This window comes from Lactococcus allomyrinae, from assembly GCF_003627095.1.
Classification (GTDB): Bacteria; Bacillota; Bacilli; order Lactobacillales; family Streptococcaceae; genus Lactococcus; species Lactococcus allomyrinae.
On sequence record NZ_CP032627.1, the window covers coordinates 217,831 to 238,978 of the forward strand.

The window sequence follows — 21,148 nt, forward strand, 5'->3', positions numbered from 1 at the left end:
GACTTTTTACTCGATGAAAAATTTTCAATGAGATAATAAAAAGAAAAAACGGAAATAAAAAGGATATAAAAATATGGCAAGTCCAAGTTATCAAAAGAAATTAAAAAGTGCTGTTCAGCGCTATAAAGTTCAGCAGATTAAGAAAACATCTAGGGAAGAAAATAATAAAGAGATTAAAGAAAAATGGCTCAATCAAGAATTGATGACTCCTGTTATTCCGAATATGCCACGATGTCCAAAAAATGTTGATGAATATCTGTATTTATTAACTATTCAGTATGGAATGGCTAATAAGGGAACAAAAAACACCAATGACCGGCGTGATATTCTCTCGAATTATAGTGGCGCTTGGATTGGAGTGGAAGGTTATGTGACGGATGCTAAAATCTTTAATGGAGTCATGCGACTTTGTATTTCGCTTCCGAGACTTGATACTTTTGATGCTAACTCTGGCAAAATTATTGATAGCCATGTCTGGATTAAAATGAGTGATTTTCAATACAGTGATATTGATGATGGACGAATTACGAATCAAGCAATGTACGAGAGCGAAGAAAGCGTGGATGGTGCCATAAGTCTAGGAGATTTCGTCCAATTTGTTGGATTGGTTTATCCTTATGTCACAGGAAAAAAAGTGAAATATGGCTTCAATAAATTTAAAAGGATTAGCCGTGGGGGGCTAAAATTTGTTGTTGAATCTAAAAAAGGAAAGAAACAACGAATTGTTGATTCGCGTTATCCAAGATTGGGTTATTTGATTAAAGCACATCATATCCCTGGAACGAATAAATTTGCTTATCGTTTTGCAAATTGGAATGAAATTAATAAACAAAAAGAGAAATTAGAAAATTTGTATAATGCTTACAAATTGAAAAATGGGGTTGGGGAAGAAGCATGATAACAGTATTTGTAGGTTTGAATAATAAAAAATCAATAGGAACAGCCATTCAATGGCTCAAAGCGCATCATCTCTCTTATAAAGTAAAACACATAGAGGAGATGACTTTATCAGAACTCATTCATATTCTTTCGTTGACTGATGAAGGGACCTCTGAATTAGAAGCTAACCCTGACCATAAAGCAAGAAATAAAGCATGGCGACAGATGCATGAAGCCATAGAAAATGCAGAGAGTTTAAGAGAAGTACAGACCTTCATTCACAGTTATCCTCAACACTTTCATGGATTATTTATCGTGGACGAACAAAGATTAGTAATTGGCTTTAATGCGAATGAAATTAGATGTTTTGTCCCTCGTGAAAATCGCCATGTTTTTATTAACGGGTTACATTCAAATGAATTAAGAGAACATTTGAATGTGCGCGGATATACGTCTTAAATAAGATGGAGGAGAGAGAATATGTATAATTTACTGAAACAATATCTTACAGAGAAGAATATTTTTTTAGGAAAAGAAATGTTCTCAGCTGTGTTATTGGATTTACAATTTAGAGAAGCCGGAAATACAACGCGGATTTCTAATGCTTTAGCTTATGGATTAAAGCTTTATCAAACATCAGACGGTTTTAAGATTGATAAGGACAAATTTGAATATTTATCAAGAATTTCTACCGAGGTGTGGAAGACAAAGTGAAACTCATATAGAAAAAGGACTTGTTTTAGGTGTTTTTTTCTTTTTTGAGAAGATAGAAAAAAGGAGACGAGATAAAATGAGTATTTTTGTGCTAAGCGAAAAAAACACCCAACAAGCTAAAAAATATGCACAAGCTCTCTTTGGACATACCAGGCGTAACAAGGAGGGTTTCTACGAGGGAGTGTGGGCTGGGAATTCAATGGTTATAGGGTATCTCGGCGGTCACTTATATGAACAATATTCACCTGCTGACTATACGGATAGGTGGAATGCGCGTGAAGCAAAACCTCGACAGTTAATTGAAATGCAACCACTTGTTCCAGAAAAATGGAAAATCAAAGAAAAGAAGGGAAAAGTTGGCAAGCAGTCTATTCACGACCTTCTTCAAAAGATTAAACGCGCAGGAGACAATGTGACAGAAATTTATTTAGCGACTGACCCTGACCGTGAGGGGACACTACTTGGGCGTGAGGTTTTAATTGAATTAGGATTGATGGATAAAGTGACGTCTCGCGTTTATGCTCATGATACGGCAGAGTCCCAAATTAGAAAAGCTTTCAGTCAGGCAAAGCCGATAGCAACGGATGAATTACTCTATGTTGCAGGTTTGGAAAGACAACGTGTAGATTGGCTTGGTGGAATTGCTTCTTTTGCCTTAATGAAGTCAGAAAATGCACTGAAAGGGCATCTTGGAAAAGGAACAGGTTCAATAGGACGTGTTAAATCTGGTGTTGCTATTTTTATAGAACAGGTCAATCAAAAAAACGATAATTGGGACGAGGAAGCACCTGAAAATAATAAGTATGGTATAAAAATGACGACTTCTGATGGACTTGTTTTGAAATCTGCTCGACAGGCACCGCTAGAAGCACAAATTATTGGTTGGATAAAACGACATTCAACAATAACAACCGTTGATATAAAAGCAGAGGATAAAAAGCGTTCAGTGAATGCTCCAATGTTATTACAGCTCTCTAGTATTATGACTTGGGCGAAAAAAAATAAAATAAAAAAAGAGATTATGCCTTTTTTGAATAATTTGGCTCTTAAAGGCTATATTACTTATCCTCGTACAGAAATAAATGTCATTTCAAAATCTTTTCGTGACGAAAATCTTGCACCACGCGCAGAAGAAGTTAAAAATCTTCTTGAAGTGAAGCTTCCTTTACCTAATCGTTTGATTTTTGATAAGCCTTGGATAAACAATAAAAAAGTAGATAACGCTGGACACATGGCAAATACCTATGGAGATAATGTGCCCAGTAAGACGGAACTTGAAAGTTTAGAAAAAGAGGAACAACAACTTTACCGGATTATAGGATTGCGCTCTCTTGCGCCGATGATGCCTAAAGGAATTGATAGCGTTCGCCAATATAGCAGTCAAGTTGATGATATGCCCTTTGCTGCAAGCAGTTCATCTATTCTAATAAAAGGCTGGCGAGAATTGCCTGAGCTTTATTCTAATAAAAATCAGTCAAAGAAATCAGATGAGGAAACGACTTTTGTGGATGGCGGTTTGAAAAATGTCAATTTTGAAGTGGAACGTATAAAACGTCATCCTCCAGTCCGTATTACTCCTGCAAATATCATAGAACTGATGGGAAAATATGGTTTGGGAACATCAGGAACCCGAGAAAATATTATTAAAGAGATGACTTCTTTTGGACAAATCAAAAACAATGGAAAATATTATGAAGTAACGGAAGTAGGAAAAGCTTTGGTGTATAATCAGCCACTTTATACCTTTGAGTCCACAAAAGAGCTTGGTAAACTTCTCTTAGATATTCAGGGATTAGGAGACTCAGAAACACCAATTCCAGCAGGAACGGCTATCAATAAACTTGCAAGGGATATTTCAACTTGGCGAGATGCGATATTGCCAAAAATAAATGACACGTTTACTTATTTTGACCCCAATATTGAAAAATACAAAGCAGTAGAACGTATGGAAGTGAAAACAAAGTCAGGTAAAACGTTGAAGTTTAAAAAAGAGTTTTTTGGACATACTTTTAGTGAAGAAGAATGTGAAGCGCTTAGTCAAGGGAAAGAAATTACTTTTAAAGGAAATAATGGGAAGCCTGTCACTGGTATGCTAAAGCATCAAACTTTTAGTGGGAATAAATTTATAGGCTTTATGCCGAATTGGGACAGTGAAAAATATAAAAAAGCAAAAAGCGTGAGATAGAAACGGAATTCTTACACGAAGAAAAAGCAATCATGAGATAATATTTTTGAGGAGGAAATGAATTGAGAAAATTAACAAGTGTTGGAAAAATCATCAATATTTTAGCGTTGTTAGCGGCAGTCTCTGCTATTATTTTATTTTTGCTTGAGCACAAGTTTCAGACGGCTCTTTGGGCTGGAATAAGTACGCTTTGGATTGCAAATACAATAAAGAAAGAACAGCAACTTCAACAAGTGATAAAAATACTTGAAGAAGTAGAGAAATATTAAAATGAAGGTATTTTAGGAAGAATTTAATAGGTAGAAGAAGAATGACAAAGAAAAATATTAAGAATGTTGATGGTAACCTTATTATTGAAAAAGTAAATCAATTAGAGGCAATGGAATGTCCTTTCGTATCACTTGAAGATTACATCGCTTTTCAGCTGTACATGGATGGTCCTGCCATTGATGAGTTGGTGGATAAATTTATCCCACATCTGCCAGAACGACACAATGAAGTAGCTGAGGCTTTAGCACAAAGGATAAGCGAATTTTCTGAGATTATGAAGAAGCTTTTGCTGGGAACGAATATTGAAGAATGATAAATAGAAAAAGAATCGCACTGGGCGGTTCTTTTGTTGTTTGTAAGCAAAGACGGACTTGTTTCCTGAAAAAAATAGAGCTATGGGATAATAGAAAAATAAAATATCAAGGAGGTTCAATAGCTCCAGTGACACACGGGTTTGAAAACCCATGATTGCTCGCTTTGCTCAGTCGCATTGCAAGATGTGATTCGAGCGAAATATTGAATAGTCTAAGCTAGAAATAGCTACGTTATCTTGGTTAACAGACCCGTGGACCTTTGTTCTCATCTACGGCTCTCTGGAGGCACTGTAAACAGTTCTGTTGGAGACGGAACGGTCAACCTCGGTACGGCTTATCAAATAAGAAAGCCTTGATAACATTGACGAAGGACACCAACGGAGATTTATCTCCGATTTACATTAAATTTCAAAGGAGGGAAGCATGACCCAACAAATCAAATTCATCAATGTTCTGAATAACCACGGCACATGGTACGTCGATGGATTAAAACAGGACAAGCACACTGGATTGGACGTGACACCATTCAATTCGACCGTCCAATAGGTTCAGAAACACAAGAACTCACATTAGGCATTAATGCCGGCTATAAAATCATTGGTGCATCAGTGACAAGTGAGACACAAGAGTATTATGCCTCAGAAACGAACCTGCGCACTGATATTGTCAAGAACTTGAGTACAAAACGTCAATATAGACGGTCTCGTAGAAATCACAAGACACGATATCGTCAGGCACGCTTTGACAATCGTGTGAAGTCAAAGCATAAAGGTTGGCTTGCCTCAAGTATTGAAGTCAAGATTGACAATCATGTCCAGCTCATTCGCAAGCTTATAAAGAAGCTTCCGATAACTAATATTATCGTTGAAGCTGGACAGTTTGACATTCAAAATCTCAAAAACCCTGACATCACAGGTAAAGAATACCAAGAAGGAAATCAACTTGGATTTGCTAATGTCAGAGAGTATGTCTTAGCAAGAGACCATCACAAATGTCAACACTGCAAGGCAGATGGTTTGAAAGGTATCAAGTTACACGTCCGTCACCTCGTCTCACGAAAAGTGGGAGGTAACCGCCCTGACAATCTCATCATTTTGTGTGAAAACTGTCACGCAGCTTACCACCGTGGCGAGTTTGAATTAAAGAAAGCACCAAAAGGCTATGCGCCAGCTAGTGCAATGTCAATCATGCGTTCGACCCTGCTTGACCGACTCATTAATGAATTTGGTGACAAGGTGGAGACAACGTTTGGCTATTTGGTCAAAGAAGCACGACTCACAATTGACTTGCCAAAAACAAGCATGACTGATGCCTTCGTCATTGCAGGCAATCTAATGGCTGACAGATTAGACTTTCAAGAGCTGAGAAAGCATGTGCGCTGCCATAACAGACAACTCCACAAAGCAAAATTTCTTAAAGGTGGCATCCGCAAAGCCAATCAAGCTCCAAGAGAAGTTCATGGTTTTCGACTGTTTGACAAGGTTCAGGTAGAAAACAAAAATTGGTTTGTTTTTGGAAGAAGAACCAGTGGCTATTTTGACCTTCGTAGTCTGACAGGAGAAAAGCTCAATAAGGGGAGCTATAGTGCCAAAAAAATTAAGCTCGTACACCGAGCAAATTCAGTAATCACACAATACGCAACAATCGCTCCAACGGGAGCATAGAAAGGGCGCATTCCTCTTGGCATTTAAATACCGAGTCTTCTTGCGCATTAATTATGAGACAACATATTAACGGTAACTATTCTCAAAGGACAGCATCAATACGTCCTCCCAAAAATCATATGATGAAAACAACCATTATTGTTGCAACGTCAATGGTAGCTTTAACAGGTGCATTCATCTTGGGAAAAACAAATTATGACATGCATATGAGTATTATTCATGCACAGGCTCAAACTCAGGCAGCACAAAGGAAAGCTAAAAAAGCAGAAACAGCACAAAAGAAAATTCAAGCTTTAGAAGCAACTGTTTCTCAAACGAATGTCAAAGTGCAAACTTTGACAAAATCAACAGCAGACATGAGTAAACAAATCACGTCTCTCAATCAACAGTTAAAATAAAACTGGCTGAACGGGCAAAGGCAAAACAAGAAGCACAAGCGCAAGCAGATGAAGCTGCTACACAGGCGCAACAAGAAAAGGAGAGTGCCAGCCAACCGACAGCCACACCGAAAGGAAGTAATAACACCACTCAAACAACATCACAGGTACAATCACAGTCCTCTAGTTCAACGTCAGGCTTGAATATGAACCAGACATCAGGACAAGTTGATATTAACGCTGTCGCTCAGTATATGCAATCCATAACAGGAGGAGATGCAGGCACTTGGGCAACGATTATTCAACGGGAGTCAAGCGGGAATATGGATGCCAATAATAGTACCCATTTTGGTTTATTTCAGTCAGACACTGCATATATTGGTATGACATTAGAACAAGAATGTGCTAATGCAAAAGAAAAATATGATAGTCAGGGCTTTGCAGGAGCGTGGCTCAATTATGAATAACAAGTAAAAAATAAACACAAGAAAGGACATTTGAAATGTCAAAAATCACAATCAAACTGGCTTCTTTGCAAGCCGTCAACAATAAAATACCCAATACTATCCGCGGGATTGACCGTAGCACAGTTACTTTTCTGCCTGAAGCTATTGTCAAACGAATTGGTTCTGATGAAGATTTAGCACTATTTGAAGAAAAGTGTCTTGTAACTACGCGCAATAGACAAAATCAGCAAAGTACTTTTTATCAAGTAAAAATTGCCCCAACAAGTAGTTTTCATATTTTTTCTAAAACAAAAGAAGATTGGACAGATAAAATAACCGCAAACATTTCTTATAATGTTGGAAAAGATGGGAAAGTTCTTGTCAATCTGGTTATTTTTGTTAGAGAAAGTCCAGAATTTCATACGAAATATCTTCGTGCGCGTGCATTGGTATTCAACACGGAAGAACTAGCTGACATTCATATTCATCGAGAACAGCAAGAAGAATTCAAGCTTAATGATGAAGATTATAATTTTTGATGACCGCACAAACCCCGCCGACAAAAAAGAATAATAAAATAATTTTTTGTTCTATGATTTATCGGTTTTTACTGTAAAGGGTCATGCTAAAATGTAGGAAAAAGGTCATTGAAAATGTAGGTTGAAGCGTAAACATGATATGCTTTTCTTACTCAATCCAAAGGAGGATTTGTTTGAGAAAAGACATCCTAGAAAGGCTCAGCTTACATTTTATGACTGACACTAAACCTAATTTCGCAGCCCTTGCCAGACGATATAATTGTGATTATCGTACCGTCAAACGTTACTATGAACTCGGACAAGAACAAACCCTACAAGAAGCTTCTCGGCGCAATGTTCCGCCCACATTAATTGAAAATTTCAAGACCCTCATCAATGAAAAAGTTGAATTAGGATGTTCCGCTCGTTCTATTTTCTACCTCATTCAAAAACGAGGTTATAGTGGGAGTTATGTCACAGTCAGACGTTACGTGAAATCTTGTAAAGTAACCAAGCAACATAAAGCAACTGTTCGTGTAGAAACTTCTCCTGGACTTTCCGCTCAAGTCGATTGGAAAGAAAACCTCAAGATGACTTCTAAAAATGGAGAAGTATTCACGGTCAATATTTTTCTCTATGTGCTTGGCTACTCACGCATGAAATACCTTCAACTGACAACCAGCCGTGAACAGCCTATCCTATTTGACTGCTTGAACAACGCTTTCTTTGAACTCGGTGGAGTTCCTGAAGAAATATGGTTTGATAACATGAAAACCGTCGTTGACCATTCAAAGAGCCAATTCACTCATGCTGTATTCAACGAAACCTTCCGACAATATGCGAAGGATGCTGGATTTCAATTTCAACCCAAACTCAAAAAGACAGACATCGTTGATTTGCATACGCTGCGTTTCTTGGACAATCATGACAATATTCTTTTTGTTGGAAATAGTGGTGTGGGTAAAACACATTTAGCCATTTCTCTGGCTTTAGAAGCTTTGGATAAAGGACACAGCTCTTATTTTATTCTCAGTAATGAACTGGTCAATAAGTTGCTTAAAGCCCAACAGCGTGGCGCTTTAGAACGTGCATTAAAGCAATACGCCAACTATGATTTACTCATTATTGATGAGATGGGTTATCTTCCTTTTTCCAGAGACGGCGCTACGTTGTTGTTTCAGCTTATCAATGCCCGATATGAGAAAAAATCCACCATTATTACCACCAATATTCCCTTGTCGCAATGGTCAGAGTTCTTACAAGATAAGAAATTAACGAATGCTTTATTAGACCGCTTAGTTCATCATTCTAAAGTTATTCCGATTACAGGTAATTCTTATCGAATGAAAGATTATAGCGAAAGAAAAACAAGGGTAGTCACCACAAAGAAATAGAAAATATAGGGAGATTAAATCCGACATAATGACCCAAAAACTACATTTTCGATGACCATTTCCCTACATTTTCAATGACCAAAAAACTACATTTTTACGTGACCCTTGACAAGCCAAATGATACTCAATTGAAAAAAGTTGCTTGGGAGCTAGGAACTTCAGTCGATTATTTATTGGGAGAGGTTGATGAATCTCCGAAATTTGTAAAATTTGACAAAGAGGAGAAAGAAAATTTTTATCAAATTTTTCGAGGAAATTTAGATAAGCTATCAGAACAATTGTCAAATCATGACATTACAAAAGAAGAATTTGAAAAGCAAGAAAAAATGATATTAGAATTTCTTGAAGAAGCTCCAGATGTAGAAGTTCGTAGTACAATTATTGGCTCATACCTTATTGCAGAAACAAGTAGGGGTAAAAATTTTACTTTTAATTTTGAAAATATGGAACAAAAAGAAACTGATGATGAAAATAATAGAGATAAATTAGGATAATTTTAAATTATAATAAAAAAGAAGTGGGCAAATACCTACTTTTTTTAGTGAAATTTAGGAAAGTTAATTGCAAACCTCTGTCAAAAAAAGTAAAATAAACTTAATGATAATTAAATAAAAAAGCAAGGAGATTTACATCTATGGGAACATCAAGAATTAGTTCTGATATCATGACCGCACAGAGTGCAATTTCTAGGTTGACAGGAATTGAAGCTTCAGGGATTCAAAATGAACATCTTGAATTTGCAGGAAGTAATATTCCATGCATGAAAGCAGGGAAGAATCTGAACAATCAAATACTTAAAGATGTGAGCGAACTCGTTACTTGTATTCAAAAGCAAGCAGATAAAGTTGAAGGACTAGCCCAGGCAATAGAATATCGAGATAAAGCTGACGCTAATAGTTGGGGATTCTAGTATGAGAGATAAAAGTGCAGATGAACGAGTGATGTTAGGACGTGAAATTCTTTTCAAAGAAAATCAAATTGACGAAATCAACCGAGAATATCAAAATCAAGAGAGTCAACTTGAACGTTTTCATAGTGAAATGAATCGTTTATTTAATGCAGAACAAGAATTGTATGCCCAAGCTCAACAAGAGGGAGAAAATACAAGCTGGAAAGAGGCAGAATTTCAAGCGGTTAGTCAAGAAGTTCAGCGTGTTGTTTTTACCGAATCGGAACTCATTCATCAAGGTTACAGTCAAGCTCGACTGACAATTCAAGATGATATTGACCAACTTCATAAAGAGAGGAATGCTTTGCCGTGGGATTAAAGTATAATAAAAATGACGGTCAACTTTTCATTTCGGCTATGAATCATAATGTTTCAAGTGCGAATGAAATCGTAAGTCGATTAAAAGACGGAAGCGACCATTTAATTAGTATGGTAAATGGCGGTTCAGCTCAATTATCAGGAAAAGCTTATAATGCAGTTGGAACACTTTTTACAAGTCTAGTTCAACCTGTGCTTTCAAAATTAGAGTCAGCAACAGAAGATATCAAAAATGATATTCAAGTTTTTCAAGCTCAAAGCTCTGCCTTTAATGCTTTTAATGATACGATTTATGATGAAGATAGATTAAATCAATTAAAAGAGATTAAACAACAACAGCAAGCAACAGTTGTGGCTCAAATTGGCATGTTCAATAGTACCTTGTTAGGAGATTTAGCAAAAAATGTAGCCGAAGCACTCTTTTATGAGGGGAAACGATTAGAGAATGTCGCCGAGCATTATGCCAATGAAATTAGAGAAATTGATGATAAACTTCGAATTTTACATGAGTTTTCTTCAAGTACTAGTCATTTGTTTCAAGACAGTTTAACTGTTTTTCAAAGTGCTATGCAAGGGGTTAAGGCACTTAATCAAGGACGATTTGATTCTAATGGTAATTTTTCAATACCAAACAATTCTAGTATGGATTGGTATAAAACACTCACAAATCAAAAATTGGATTCAGCCTTAGTTTCAGATGATGAAGCAGAACGAGAAGAACTACTCAAAGGACTTGATGTTAAAGGCTTGACAGATAAAGACCGAGATAAATATGAGTCGTCAGTTTCAGATATCCTCAAGACACTACAGAAACAGGGGTGGACGAAAGAGGGGCTTGAAGCTTATCTCAAAACCTTAGCGACAATCAATTCAAATAGTCATTCTGCAGGAGATGTTTTTCCAATAGATTCTTTGATTGAAAATGCACAATTAATGAAATTCTTATTGGACAATGCGAGTCATCTTGATGTTTCGAAATATGTTGAGAAAGGTTGGGAGTGGGAGAAGACAAATACTTATTATTTTATCAATGGGGAGCCAAACTTTGTTTTAACACAACTAGGCGCATATCTTCCAAATTTTAAAGTGACCAAACAAGCCAGTCCAGAAGAAATGGCAAGTGTATCTAAAGTTGTGGAGGATAAAGTTGTTGCCCCAGGGGAAAGCCAAGCATTATTGATTGCGGATACTATTTTAGAAGAGTCAGAATTACTTAAAATAACTGATAGTGAAGTATTTATAAAGGCATTAGGTGGTAAAACATATACAGAAAACACTAATTTCGTATATAATTTTTCTTCTGAAACAAAAGGTTACAGTGCTGCTAAAAAAGAATTTGATAGTATGAATTTATCTAATGTTAGAATATATAATCAAGGAACTGATAAAGAAACAATAGTGGGAAAACTCTCAAATGGGGATACGGTCAATCTTCATACCTCATCATCGAAAAATATTGGGGAACCTCCATCTATTGAAATTTATGACCCAATTACTAAAAAGAAAATTAAAATAAGGTTTTAGGAGCTTGGAAAATGGAAAAAATAAAAAATAGTGAGTTATATTACAAAATCAAGTTTATAAAAAATATTATGGGGGGAAATCAAGAATTTTCAATTATATTTGAATCGGATAATAAGGAAGAATATAAACTATATTTTGGACCAGTTTATGAAATGCGATATACAGTGGAAATGGCGAATATATCACGTTTTTCAGATGCAAAATTTATTGAGGAATTAAGCACAGACATATTGCTAATAGAGAATTCTGATTATGTCAATAGTTTAGAGGAAGCTATGGTGTATGCCTATTCTTTAGAGAATATCAAACATTATTTCATACATGATGAAATGGATACAGTAATAGATGTCTTAGCAAATGGGGAACCAAGAATAGAAAAAATTAGTAAATCTGAAAGTACCGATTTACTAAAAAAAGAAGTTAAACATTTGAAGTGGTGGGATAACAACGAAAATATATCGCTCATTCAAAAAGAGTTAGAAGATTTACGAGCATATAAATTAAAACGTGAACAAGAGGATAAAAAAGCTAGAGAAGATGAGATAGCAAGAAATTCTTTTGGATTTTAGAAACAATAAAAAACCACGTCTTAAAGTAAAGAGGTGGTTTAGGTTACTTAATATTTACTTCTCAACGTTAAGGCTCGGTTGATTATTGCTGAGATTTAATAAAGTTTTGTTTAACATTATTAAAAATGTGAGAAGACATATTATGCTAGTAAAATTGTATTCATTATTATGACTATCTTTTTATGATTAGATTTGGTGTGAATTGGTGCAAAAATTATCCTGAAACATACTTGTGTATCTTTAAATATCATATCTAACAAAAGTGAATTAGTGATAGAACTGGATTTTTAAGTATTCATAAGTATATTAATGTTGATAGAGAATTCTCAAAATTTTAGGAAAATTGAATAATAGAGCAATTTCTGAATCGAAATTGCTCTTTTAATCGGAGAAAAGTAGAAGAAGGACTTGTTTTAAGTCCTTTTTTTCTTTGTGGGAAAATGAAATAAAAAAGGGGGTGATTGCGATTGGTTCTCTTATCATTATGCTTCTAAAGAAAGTCTTGATTAAAAGTGCGGAAAAAGCAGTAAAAATTGCACAGCAACACGCCCAAAAAGCAGGAAAAGCATTTCTTGGGAATAATAAAGCATTACGCCATTTGCAGCGTATCAAAGGGATATTGCATGTCATAACGATTATTGGGGGACTGTTGGATTTTGGTGTTGTGATTGCAGGCTTCGTCCTTATCATTGTTTTAGTCTTCGGGTTAGCTTCAACATCAAGTGCTTGTAGTAATGGGAGTGATGATGCTTCAACAAATGTGGCTGAAACCAGCAATTCTAACTCAAAAGAAACATTTACCTTAGCTCAAGTCACACAGTTTGGAAATGATGGCTTGACATCCACTTGGGGAGTCTCTGAACAAAATGTAGAAAATTATTTTCTTGCGAATAATCGTGCAACGGCTGCAAAATACAATCTCATCGCTTCAAATATCGGAGAAGTTTCAGATGCAGTCAAGAGCGAGGGCGTTTCTCCAACTTTCTTTTGGCTTTATGTCGTCAATGAAGGGGGTGGCGCTGGTGGATTTATCAATCATTATGGTTCTGACTCAGGGAATGCGGTGACAGATGCAAAACGTGATGCGGATTACCTTGTTCAATATGCAAGTTTAAACACAAAGGTGGCAACTGTCGGTGGAGAACCGGCAGATATGCCAACTGATGAAGCAACAAGTTTTTTAAAAGCTCAACCTAACGGAAGTATTGGACGTGTCTATGTACAAGCAACTTCCGCTGTAACCGCAGAAATTGAAACTTTGTCAGGGAAAACGGGAGATTGGACAGGTAAATTTAATCTCCCGTTGTCTACAATGATGAATAATATTGATAATCTTGGTGGAAATTGGAAAGAAGGAGCAAAGGCACAAGCAGCTGGAGACTCCAATTCCAGTACTACAGATAAGTCCAGTGACAGTACAGATGATGATTGTTCTGCAAGTGATTCTACTTATACTCCTGGTAGTATTCCTAGTGGAGGGATGAAGCTAACGATTGCTCAAAATTGGATGAGTAAAAATTATGCGACTGCGCCACTTCCTAGTGATTACTATGGAGAAGCACAGGGAAGTCCCGACGTTCATGATAACTGTACTCTTTTTTCAGGTTGGTTTGTCGCAAACTTTACTGATTTAAAATGGAGTCATGGAAATGGTGCAGATATTGTTAAAAATCTTTCTGCTGCAAATGGTATTCAGCCAATGAATAAGCCGGAAGTCTATGCCATTTTCTCTATTCAGGGGGACGTGACACAGGTATGGGCTGGAAAACATCAAACCCAGAAGGACACACGGGAGTTGTTCTTGGCATTGATGGTGATAATGCGATTATTGGACAAGCGGGTTATGGAAGTAACTTTATCAATGCTGCCTCAGTACCTTTGAAAGATTTGACTGCCGCAAACGGATGGAGTTTCTTTAGTACGAAAGGACATTTAAAAAATGTTCCGAAATAAAAATGGGTAGGAAAGGAGAGGGGAAAATGTCAGAATGTAAGAAAATCAAATATTCAAATTTAGGTGCGTTGTATGCGTTAGTTTCTGCACAAGAAACTCATAATGATTATCGTCCCATTCGCAAATATTTTTGTAAAGAATGTCAGGCTTATCATCTAACAAGCAAACAACATATTCATTATTTAGAAGAAATGGGTACTCTTGGGTTTCACTTAAATTCATAATAGAAAAAAGAATTTTGAAAACTAAAATAACGAAAGGAAAGATGAGTTTGAAAAAAATAATCATAGCGAGTTTGCTTTCATTAACGAGTTTAACTTTATTAAGTGCTTGCGGGAACTCACTCAAAAAAACGTCCCAATCAAAGAACGAGAAAACAGAACAGCTTTCACCAAATGTAAAAGACAAAGGAACATCAAAAACAAAAAATACTTTAAACGGTGGAACAATACAAACTGCGCCAAAAGTTTCATCTTCATCCAAACAAGTGGCTACTACGAAACCCTCATCTTCATCTGAAAGTGTAGCAGATAAAGAAGCACAGAATAAAAAAATTGTTACAGAATTCTTTGCGGATTATCTTACTTTCAACACTTCAACAATGCCTGCTTATCAGCGTGCAGAAAATATGCTTAAACTTTCCAATGAGAAAGTCGTCAATTACTTAATGCCTAATGTCCTAGCTAATGGAAACAATGTCAGAGAGTCCATTAACTATACACAATCTTATATATCACCGATTATCATTAAAAATTCTAGTCAAGCACAGTACCAATATGATGTGACAGTAGAGTACAAAACTTCTATTGCCGGTAATGATAATCAAACGAAAGAAATGTATTCTTTGAGCCTTCAAAACGGCAAAGTAAGTGTGATTAAAAAAGATGTGACTTGGATATGGAATCCGAGTACAAAGTCGTATCAATAGCGAATGGGAGAATAAAATGAAGATGAGAGATGAAATAGAAATAAGCTTCATCAATATAGGGAAAAGTATTATTTCTGAAACCAAGATAAAAGATATAGGTCAGCCTTTATCCATTACCCTATTACTAGCAATGATTATCAATCATAACGCTCTCCTACTAGCAAGTAATGTTATTCTATTAGCCTTATTTTTGATTGTATTATTTAGGATAGGAAAGGGAATTATTTCTTATTTTAATACACAAGATATGCTAGAAAGTGTAGAAGAACGCTTCAAAAAACAGAATGACGTCGTGAATAGTTTTGAAGTGGCAATGCTTGGTATTGGAACGTTGTTCAACTTTGTCTATGAGACAGTGAGACTAACAGTTTTATTCCTTGTATTCATAATTTTTTGGACTGCTGTGATGGCGGAACCCAGCGAATTGAGTGATTTTTTGAAAGAAATGAATAGTGGAAACATGATGACGCTTTTTCAGATAGTGTTGGGTTGGCGATGTGTATGGTCGGGCTTTAAACTAGTCATAAGCCTTTACTCTAACAAGAAAGCACATATTTGGAACAATAAGTTTTTTGACTACTGCAATGCATTGCTTAATCATTGAAAAAGAACGCTGATAAGCGTTTTTTTATTGGAGAGCATTGTTGAAAATGTTCGACAAAGGACTTATTTCCTGAAAAAAATAGAACCGTGAGATAATGAAAGTATCAAATTAAAATGAAAGAGGAACCCATTTATGGCTTCTAAGTTAGCGGTAATCGCACTTTTAGACACTTGCGGAATTTTACAAGAACAAACTTCCCTTGCCTTTTCTGATTTAAAAAGAAAAATAAAAATTTGCGATGACTTTGAATTTCTCAGTTTAATTATTGAGCAAAAAGAACCTCATGAAACGAGACTGAGTGATGCTCAAAAAAAAGAACTTTCTAATCTTGCTCGTACAGTTGTTCAAATTTTGAGACACAAAAAAGTGATTGCTTAGAAAGTAGGAAAAGACGTTGCTAGATTTCATTTGGATAATTATTGTCATTATCGTGCTTACTTGTCTTTCGAGCTTTCTTATACTTTCGCGGAAGAAGAGCAGACTGAGCCGATGGCAAAGAATACTCATTACTCTCTCAATTTTTTTTATTGCTTTCCCCTTGCGTTTGTTTTTGGTTTGGGATTTATTTACAAAACCTGCACCTTTTATTCAAACTCTGCAATATGCTTCGAAGGCAAATATACAAAAAGAATTGCCATTGTTGATGAATAATACGCATCATGAAAGTCAGATAGATTTTTCTAAGCCTCAATTTATCATCTTGTATAAAGTTGGTTGTCCTTATTGTAATGCAGCACATCAGACGATTGAACAGGAGATAAAAGACTTACCACGCGCACAAGTCCATTTTGTGGAAGTAAGAAGCCATTTAGGAAAACAACTTGTCCAACGCTATCAAGTACAAAAAGCACATACAATTATTGTGACACGTCCTAAAACAGATGAAAGCACACTTTTTGAAGAAGCCCAAGCAGTATTAAATAGTGAGCATCAATTAGTGTTTTCTGCGGATAAGAGTAGTATTCAAGAAGCTATTCAATATTTCAAAGGAGAAAATTCAAAAGGAAAGTAATGATAATAAAACCTATGGGACAGCACCGAAAAACTCGGTATTTTAATGCCGAGATGAAAGACGCATTACTGTTAATTTGCCTGACGGATTTTGTCTCCGTGAGATAATAAGAGAGGAAGTTGATACTTAACATTGCGATTGAAACATTAAGACCCTCTAACATGATTAAAAATCACAAACTTGCTCGCTCTATTGCAAGAGCAGGCTGGCGACAATTCACCAATCAGTTGGAATATAAAGCCCAACCGTTTGCCAAGCCTAACGGTTTTGGTAAAAATTAAGAAAGGAATTCAAAGTGAGAGATATAAAAACAACACTTTTTACCCGACTACTTCCAAAATACTTAAAAAAGAATAAAAATAGTGAAGAGGATGCCCCTGTTATTGTTATCCCTTCACTCATAAATTTGGAAACATTAAAAGGCAACATTTCACTTGATTTATCATTCTATAAAGAAAATCATGCCCCTAAAAAGTACCTCACTTCGTCAGACTATGAAGAGGTTTATTTTTCGGATATTAAAGATGACCCGATTGCGTTTGAACTGCTACGTTTCTTAGCTAAAGTAACTTTTGCCCATAAATTACAAGTAGAGCATTATATGCTTTCTTACTGTGAAGCATTAACAGAAATCGTTGCCCCAAAGTTACGTGAGAAAGCTTTGGATAAAACGATTATCAAATTACAAAAGAATAATCTTTTGAGAAAGATGATTTATACAGGTTCTGACAAGACACCATTTGATGTACCTATTTTATCCTTGACAGGTGAGGGCTATCGTTTTGCAAAACATTTGCGTGCGCAGCTTGGTATTAATTATTTTATTGCTTCGCCTGATAGCTACCTTGAAAGAGTTCCGCGTGCTTTTGCGCGTGCATGGTCTATCGTGGATGTCTTTTTGGCATCCCTTGCTTTAAAGAACTTTAGAGGTTATGAAAGTCATTTCACAGGATTTTCTGATGCGGAAATAAACTATTCTACACCTGTGTCTAACTGCGTAATAACCTTTGAACTCGCTTCTCATGTCAAGACATCCCTTTTTGCTTATACTTACTTTGAAAATGATAATCCTTTCTATCTCAAACAAGCCATTAAAGCCTGGATAGGTATTGCAGAAAATTACTCTAATAAAAGTATTCCCGGATTTGAGGGGGACATTAACCTTTTTGCGGTCATTGTACAAACACGTGAAATGGCAGAGTTTATCAATCAACAATTCGGGTTAGACCAACTGCCCTATCCTCCTGTTTTAATTATTCTTGAAATGATGCAAGACCAAAGCATTGAAGAAGCTTTTGTTTTCTGGGATAAAAATGGGAAACTTTCAAAATTAGCTTTAACGGCAAAACAACCTTTTAAGGAAAGTAAGCCATTGGAACCTATTGAACCTATTGAAAAACCAAAAACAACCCTTTCTGAGGCTTTATCCGAAAAGCCGGATGAAGAAATAGAAACAGGTGCTGAGCAAGAAAAATCAATATCTGAAGTTGAGAATACGTTAGAAAATCAAAATGATGATGAAGTTGAAGAAGAAATCTTGTACGAGGAAAGCGAAGATATTGACGATGAAGTGATTGAAGAATCAACAGATGATGACGATTTTGAAGGGAGCTGGTAATCAATGGGAATCACACTTTATTTAGAAGCAAATTTTATCACAAATAAATCTCAGAACCCTTTTTTCTCTAAGATTATTAACAGTGCAGGAAATTTGCTTTATGTCGCAAGTTCTTATTTGCAAGGAACAGATGCTTTTCTTGAGGGTAAGCTTAAAGCCTCACAACAGTTTATTCAAACACCAGAGGAAAAACTAGACGAAAGTATTGCAGGGGGTATCATTGAGGAAAATTGCACAATGTTTATTGATGATGCTTTAGGCGATTTGAAAAAAAGTACCTTGACAAAGTTATTAAATTCTAATGTACGTGCCATCTTTATTCTTGCTCGTTTCGAGGATTGGTTACATGGACCAGAGAATAAATATACGCTATCAAATGGCTTCGACTCCTTCTTAATTTCACGTCCTGTGATTACCAATCCTCAACGTCTCCTAGAATTTGTGAATATCTTTCCAGAAGCAGAAGAAAAAGTATTAGACTGGGTGGAACATCCGAGAAAATTGCCGGTAAATAGCTATTATGTCTTTAATAAGCAACAATTTAAAGGAGTGGACTATTTTTCTATCTTTGACCCACGGACAGTCTCTTTCATCTCCCTAGAAGAAAGTAAGCAAATGTTAGCGCGTGATGATAAGAGTCAGTTGTATTTCAATACCTTAGCGAAACGCTTGAAGGAGTTGACAACCCTCGTCACAACACAAGGAGAGAACCTGAACCATTTAAAGCAAGAACTAGCAGGTCTCACTCAAAAAGAAAAGGACACAACAGAATTAAAGGAAAAAGTGTCAGAAGCGTTGACAGAAAACTTCCAACCCCTACATAATGAATTATTGGAACTTATTCAAAAAAGTGCCACTAACCAAGAAAATGCTGAGAAACTATTACAAAAATTAATAGAACACCAACATATTGAACTGGAAGAAAAGAAAACCATCACAAATAATGTGAAACAAACTTCTCTTGAAGAATTGTTCAGCTAGTTTCCAAAAGGACTTTTACCCCCGTCCTTTTTTCTTTGTGAGAGAATAATGATATAAAAACAAAAAGGAAAATGTATGACAGTAAGAAAGATAAGTATTTTATTTATAGCTTCACTATTACTTTGTAGTTCAATTCCTGTAGCAGCCACACCACAGACTACAGGTGAAGCAAAACAGGATATTCTCACGACACAAGCTACAGCACAAAAGCAACTTAATCAAAGTAAGCTCATTCAAATAAAGATTGATAAGCTCAATAAAGAAGTGACGACAGAACAGAGTGTTTTAAAAGAAGAGGCGCGTGAAGTCCAAACCAGTCAGTTAGGTTCAGGAAATAATATTATCTCTATTGTGGCGAATTCAAAGAATTTATCTGATTTTTTGATGAAAATGAATGGCATCTCCACCTTACAAAAGCAACAAGCACTACAAATTGCAGCACAAAATAAAACGCTTGTCGATTTAAAAGGACAGAAAAAGAAGTCTGATGATGCGATAGAAAAAGCAAATCAAGCGCTAAAAGAAGCACAAACAGAATATAATACACTCTCTGCCAAAGAAAAAGCTGAATTTCTTAAAGCACAAGAAAACAAAGCCAGTGATAATATTCTCCAGTCTGTCCCAGTTTCCAATACTAAAACTACCGCATCAGAAGTTCAATCTGCCCTAACAGCTTCGAACACTATAGTATCTTCAAGTAGTAGCAATGCAGCCAAGATTATCAGCGTCGCAAAACAATATTTGGGTGTCCCTTATGTCTGGGGAGGCACAACACCTTCCGGTTGGGATTGTTCCGGCTTTACCTCTTTTGTTTATCGACAAGCACTCGGCATGGAAATTGGACGCACAACCTACAACCAAATGGCTTCGGGGCACTCCATCCCATTTAGTCAGGCTCAGCCAGGGGATTTGTTGATTTTTGATGGTGGTGGACATGTTGGTATTTACCTAGGAAATAACGAGATGATTAATGCAGAGAATCCATCTGTCGGTACAGTCATTGCCAGTCTTACTTATTGGCAACCAGATTATGCCTTAACCTATTAGAAAGGACGAGTCATGTTCATCATCTATTTTTTAATTGCTGCTTTAGCGGTTTGCGTGGGAATCTTTGCAATCATCATGGGAATCATTGGGTTCATAGCACTTGCCGTTGAAGCTATTTTAGATAAATTGGGAGACTAGCAGTTTTAATGATGAAAGAAAGGACTTGTTTTAAGCTCCTTTTTTAATTTTGGGATAATTAAACAGTATAAAATTAAATTCTTTAAAGGAGAAAAAATGAAAGATGTTTTTTCTGGTATCTATACGGTCATCAACAACAACTTACCAATCATCGTATGGATTATGTTGGGAGCTTTTATCGCATTATTTCTTGTTGCCATTGGCTTTGCGGTCGTAAAGCTAATTTTTGGAGGACAAGATGGAGTACATGCTGCTCGCCAGTCTATTGGTAAAATTCTTACAGGGGCATTGATTGCCCTCCTAGCATCTGCTTTAGCACATGGCGCGCAAACTGCTCTAAAAGCTGTCAAGATTGCAAATATCACGGTTGCTGGTGGAGGGAAAGCACAAGATGTGGTCGATACGATTGTGAGTGCAGGAAATGCCATTTTAGCATTGTTGATTGCTTTTATTCTAGTTGGAATTGTTCTTACTTGTATTGGAGCTGCCTTGATGTTCTTGGGTGGAGAAGATATGGCAAAGAAAGGGAAAACGATGTTGATGACGTGTATCATCGCTGTTGTCATTATGTTAATCGCACTCCCTGTTTCTAAAATCATATCAGATGCTTTATTAAATGGTTATAAACCACTTGATATTACAGGCTAGAGATAAAGAAGGACTTGTTTGAGTCCTTCTTTTGTGTTGCGAGATAATGAGACCAAACCACTTTTGAAAGGGGGGTTATCATCAAATTCAAATTTAAT

Annotated in this window: 28 protein-coding genes; all 28 read left to right on the plus strand. The window is 36.2% G+C overall.

The genetic code is table 11. The features are described 5' to 3' along the window. The first annotated feature begins 73 nt into the window (after window positions 1-73). The 28 genes from D7I46_RS01125 to D7I46_RS01255 all read left to right on the plus strand — a co-directional run bounded on the left by D7I46_RS01125 (window position 74) and on the right by D7I46_RS01255 (window position 21,050). On the plus strand, window positions 74-898 hold the full coding sequence (locus D7I46_RS01125) for a hypothetical protein (RefSeq protein WP_120771195.1): 825 nt from the start codon (window positions 74-76) through the stop codon (window positions 896-898). After that, the gene (locus tag D7I46_RS01130; RefSeq protein ID WP_120771196.1) at window positions 895-1,338 is read left to right on the plus strand and encodes a thioredoxin domain-containing protein; all 444 of its coding nucleotides are present in this window, start codon (window positions 895-897) and stop codon (window positions 1,336-1,338) included. Before D7I46_RS01125 ends, D7I46_RS01130 begins: the two co-directional genes overlap by 4 nt. A gap of 21 nt (window positions 1,339-1,359) precedes the next feature. Then, a complete protein-coding gene (locus tag D7I46_RS01135; protein ID WP_120771197.1) occupies window positions 1,360-1,593 on the plus strand; it encodes a hypothetical protein in 234 nt (77 codons plus the stop codon). A 76-nt stretch (window positions 1,594-1,669) separates the two neighbouring features. After that, window positions 1,670-3,778 carry a DNA topoisomerase gene (locus D7I46_RS01140; protein WP_120771198.1) on the plus strand — a complete coding sequence of 703 codons (2,109 nt, stop codon included), beginning with the start codon at window positions 1,670-1,672 and terminating at the stop codon, window positions 3,776-3,778. A 62-nt stretch (window positions 3,779-3,840) separates the two neighbouring features. After that, on the plus strand, window positions 3,841-4,047 hold the full coding sequence (locus D7I46_RS01145) for a hypothetical protein (RefSeq protein ID WP_120771199.1): 207 nt from the start codon (window positions 3,841-3,843) through the stop codon (window positions 4,045-4,047). Between the two features lie 41 nt (window positions 4,048-4,088). Further along, window positions 4,089-4,361 (plus strand): hypothetical protein, encoded by a 273-nt coding sequence (locus D7I46_RS01150; RefSeq protein ID WP_120771200.1) that lies wholly within the window; start codon window positions 4,089-4,091, stop codon window positions 4,359-4,361. A gap of 471 nt (window positions 4,362-4,832) precedes the next feature. Continuing rightward, window positions 4,833-6,026, plus strand: coding sequence for an RNA-guided endonuclease IscB (iscB, locus tag D7I46_RS01155; protein ID WP_120771201.1), 1,194 nt, complete (start codon window positions 4,833-4,835; stop codon window positions 6,024-6,026). Between the two features lie 53 nt (window positions 6,027-6,079). Continuing rightward, entirely contained in the window at window positions 6,080-6,424 is a 345-nt protein-coding gene (locus D7I46_RS01160) for a hypothetical protein (protein WP_162930797.1), read from the plus strand. A gap of 185 nt (window positions 6,425-6,609) precedes the next feature. Next, window positions 6,610-6,870: a lysozyme family protein gene (locus tag D7I46_RS01165; protein ID WP_162930798.1), complete on the plus strand. Its 261-nt coding sequence runs from the start codon at window positions 6,610-6,612 to the stop codon at window positions 6,868-6,870. 35 nt (window positions 6,871-6,905) lie between these two features. Then, window positions 6,906-7,388, plus strand: coding sequence for a hypothetical protein (locus D7I46_RS01170; RefSeq protein WP_120771204.1), 483 nt, complete (start codon window positions 6,906-6,908; stop codon window positions 7,386-7,388). A 173-nt stretch (window positions 7,389-7,561) separates the two neighbouring features. After that, the gene (istB, locus tag D7I46_RS13455; protein WP_338033590.1) at window positions 7,562-8,761 is read left to right on the plus strand and encodes an IS21-like element helper ATPase IstB; all 1,200 of its coding nucleotides are present in this window, start codon (window positions 7,562-7,564) and stop codon (window positions 8,759-8,761) included. Window positions 8,762-8,889: 128 nt separating this feature from the next. Continuing rightward, on the plus strand, window positions 8,890-9,255 hold the full coding sequence (locus D7I46_RS01180; RefSeq protein WP_162930799.1) for a hypothetical protein: 366 nt from the start codon (window positions 8,890-8,892) through the stop codon (window positions 9,253-9,255). Window positions 9,256-9,395: 140 nt separating this feature from the next. Continuing rightward, a complete protein-coding gene (locus D7I46_RS01185) occupies window positions 9,396-9,671 on the plus strand; it encodes a hypothetical protein (protein ID WP_120771206.1) in 276 nt (91 codons plus the stop codon). A 1-nt stretch (window position 9,672) separates the two neighbouring features. Beyond that, entirely contained in the window at window positions 9,673-10,029 is a 357-nt protein-coding gene (locus D7I46_RS01190; protein ID WP_120771207.1) for a hypothetical protein, read from the plus strand. After that, on the plus strand, window positions 10,020-11,552 hold the full coding sequence (locus D7I46_RS01195) for a hypothetical protein (RefSeq protein WP_120771208.1): 1,533 nt from the start codon (window positions 10,020-10,022) through the stop codon (window positions 11,550-11,552). The genes D7I46_RS01190 and D7I46_RS01195 overlap by 10 nt, the downstream gene beginning before the upstream one ends. Before the next feature lie 11 nt (window positions 11,553-11,563). Beyond that, window positions 11,564-12,121 carry a hypothetical protein gene (locus tag D7I46_RS01200; protein ID WP_120771209.1) on the plus strand — a complete coding sequence of 186 codons (558 nt, stop codon included), beginning with the start codon at window positions 11,564-11,566 and terminating at the stop codon, window positions 12,119-12,121. Between the two features lie 457 nt (window positions 12,122-12,578). Beyond that, entirely contained in the window at window positions 12,579-14,003 is a 1,425-nt protein-coding gene (locus D7I46_RS01205; RefSeq protein WP_162930800.1) for a C40 family peptidase, read from the plus strand. A 97-nt stretch (window positions 14,004-14,100) separates the two neighbouring features. Further along, window positions 14,101-14,298 carry a hypothetical protein gene (locus D7I46_RS13185; protein WP_162930801.1) on the plus strand — a complete coding sequence of 66 codons (198 nt, stop codon included), beginning with the start codon at window positions 14,101-14,103 and terminating at the stop codon, window positions 14,296-14,298. Between the two features lie 47 nt (window positions 14,299-14,345). After that, the gene (locus D7I46_RS01215; protein WP_162930802.1) at window positions 14,346-15,002 is read left to right on the plus strand and encodes a hypothetical protein; all 657 of its coding nucleotides are present in this window, start codon (window positions 14,346-14,348) and stop codon (window positions 15,000-15,002) included. Between the two features lie 16 nt (window positions 15,003-15,018). Next, the gene (locus D7I46_RS01220) at window positions 15,019-15,606 is read left to right on the plus strand and encodes a hypothetical protein (protein WP_120771213.1); all 588 of its coding nucleotides are present in this window, start codon (window positions 15,019-15,021) and stop codon (window positions 15,604-15,606) included. 132 nt (window positions 15,607-15,738) lie between these two features. After that, the gene (locus D7I46_RS01225) at window positions 15,739-15,984 is read left to right on the plus strand and encodes a hypothetical protein (RefSeq protein WP_120771214.1); all 246 of its coding nucleotides are present in this window, start codon (window positions 15,739-15,741) and stop codon (window positions 15,982-15,984) included. Between the two features lie 265 nt (window positions 15,985-16,249). After that, window positions 16,250-16,618: a hypothetical protein gene (locus D7I46_RS13190; RefSeq protein ID WP_162930803.1), complete on the plus strand. Its 369-nt coding sequence runs from the start codon at window positions 16,250-16,252 to the stop codon at window positions 16,616-16,618. 119 nt (window positions 16,619-16,737) lie between these two features. Further along, window positions 16,738-16,899 carry a transposase gene (locus tag D7I46_RS01235; protein WP_205570820.1) on the plus strand — a complete coding sequence of 54 codons (162 nt, stop codon included), beginning with the start codon at window positions 16,738-16,740 and terminating at the stop codon, window positions 16,897-16,899. A gap of 14 nt (window positions 16,900-16,913) precedes the next feature. Continuing rightward, the gene (locus D7I46_RS01240) at window positions 16,914-18,236 is read left to right on the plus strand and encodes a hypothetical protein (protein WP_120771216.1); all 1,323 of its coding nucleotides are present in this window, start codon (window positions 16,914-16,916) and stop codon (window positions 18,234-18,236) included. 3 nt (window positions 18,237-18,239) lie between these two features. Then, on the plus strand, window positions 18,240-19,217 hold the full coding sequence (locus tag D7I46_RS01245; protein WP_120771217.1) for a hypothetical protein: 978 nt from the start codon (window positions 18,240-18,242) through the stop codon (window positions 19,215-19,217). A 75-nt stretch (window positions 19,218-19,292) separates the two neighbouring features. Further along, complete coding sequence (locus tag D7I46_RS01250; RefSeq protein ID WP_240424459.1) at window positions 19,293-20,264, plus strand: C40 family peptidase; 972 nt, start codon at window positions 19,293-19,295, stop codon at window positions 20,262-20,264. 12 nt (window positions 20,265-20,276) lie between these two features. Then, the gene (locus D7I46_RS13615) at window positions 20,277-20,402 is read left to right on the plus strand and encodes a hypothetical protein (protein WP_276116992.1); all 126 of its coding nucleotides are present in this window, start codon (window positions 20,277-20,279) and stop codon (window positions 20,400-20,402) included. A gap of 96 nt (window positions 20,403-20,498) precedes the next feature. Beyond that, window positions 20,499-21,050, plus strand: a complete 552-nt coding sequence (locus D7I46_RS01255) for a hypothetical protein (RefSeq protein WP_120771218.1) — start codon at window positions 20,499-20,501, stop codon at window positions 21,048-21,050. Window positions 21,051-21,148: the final 98 nt, after the last annotated feature.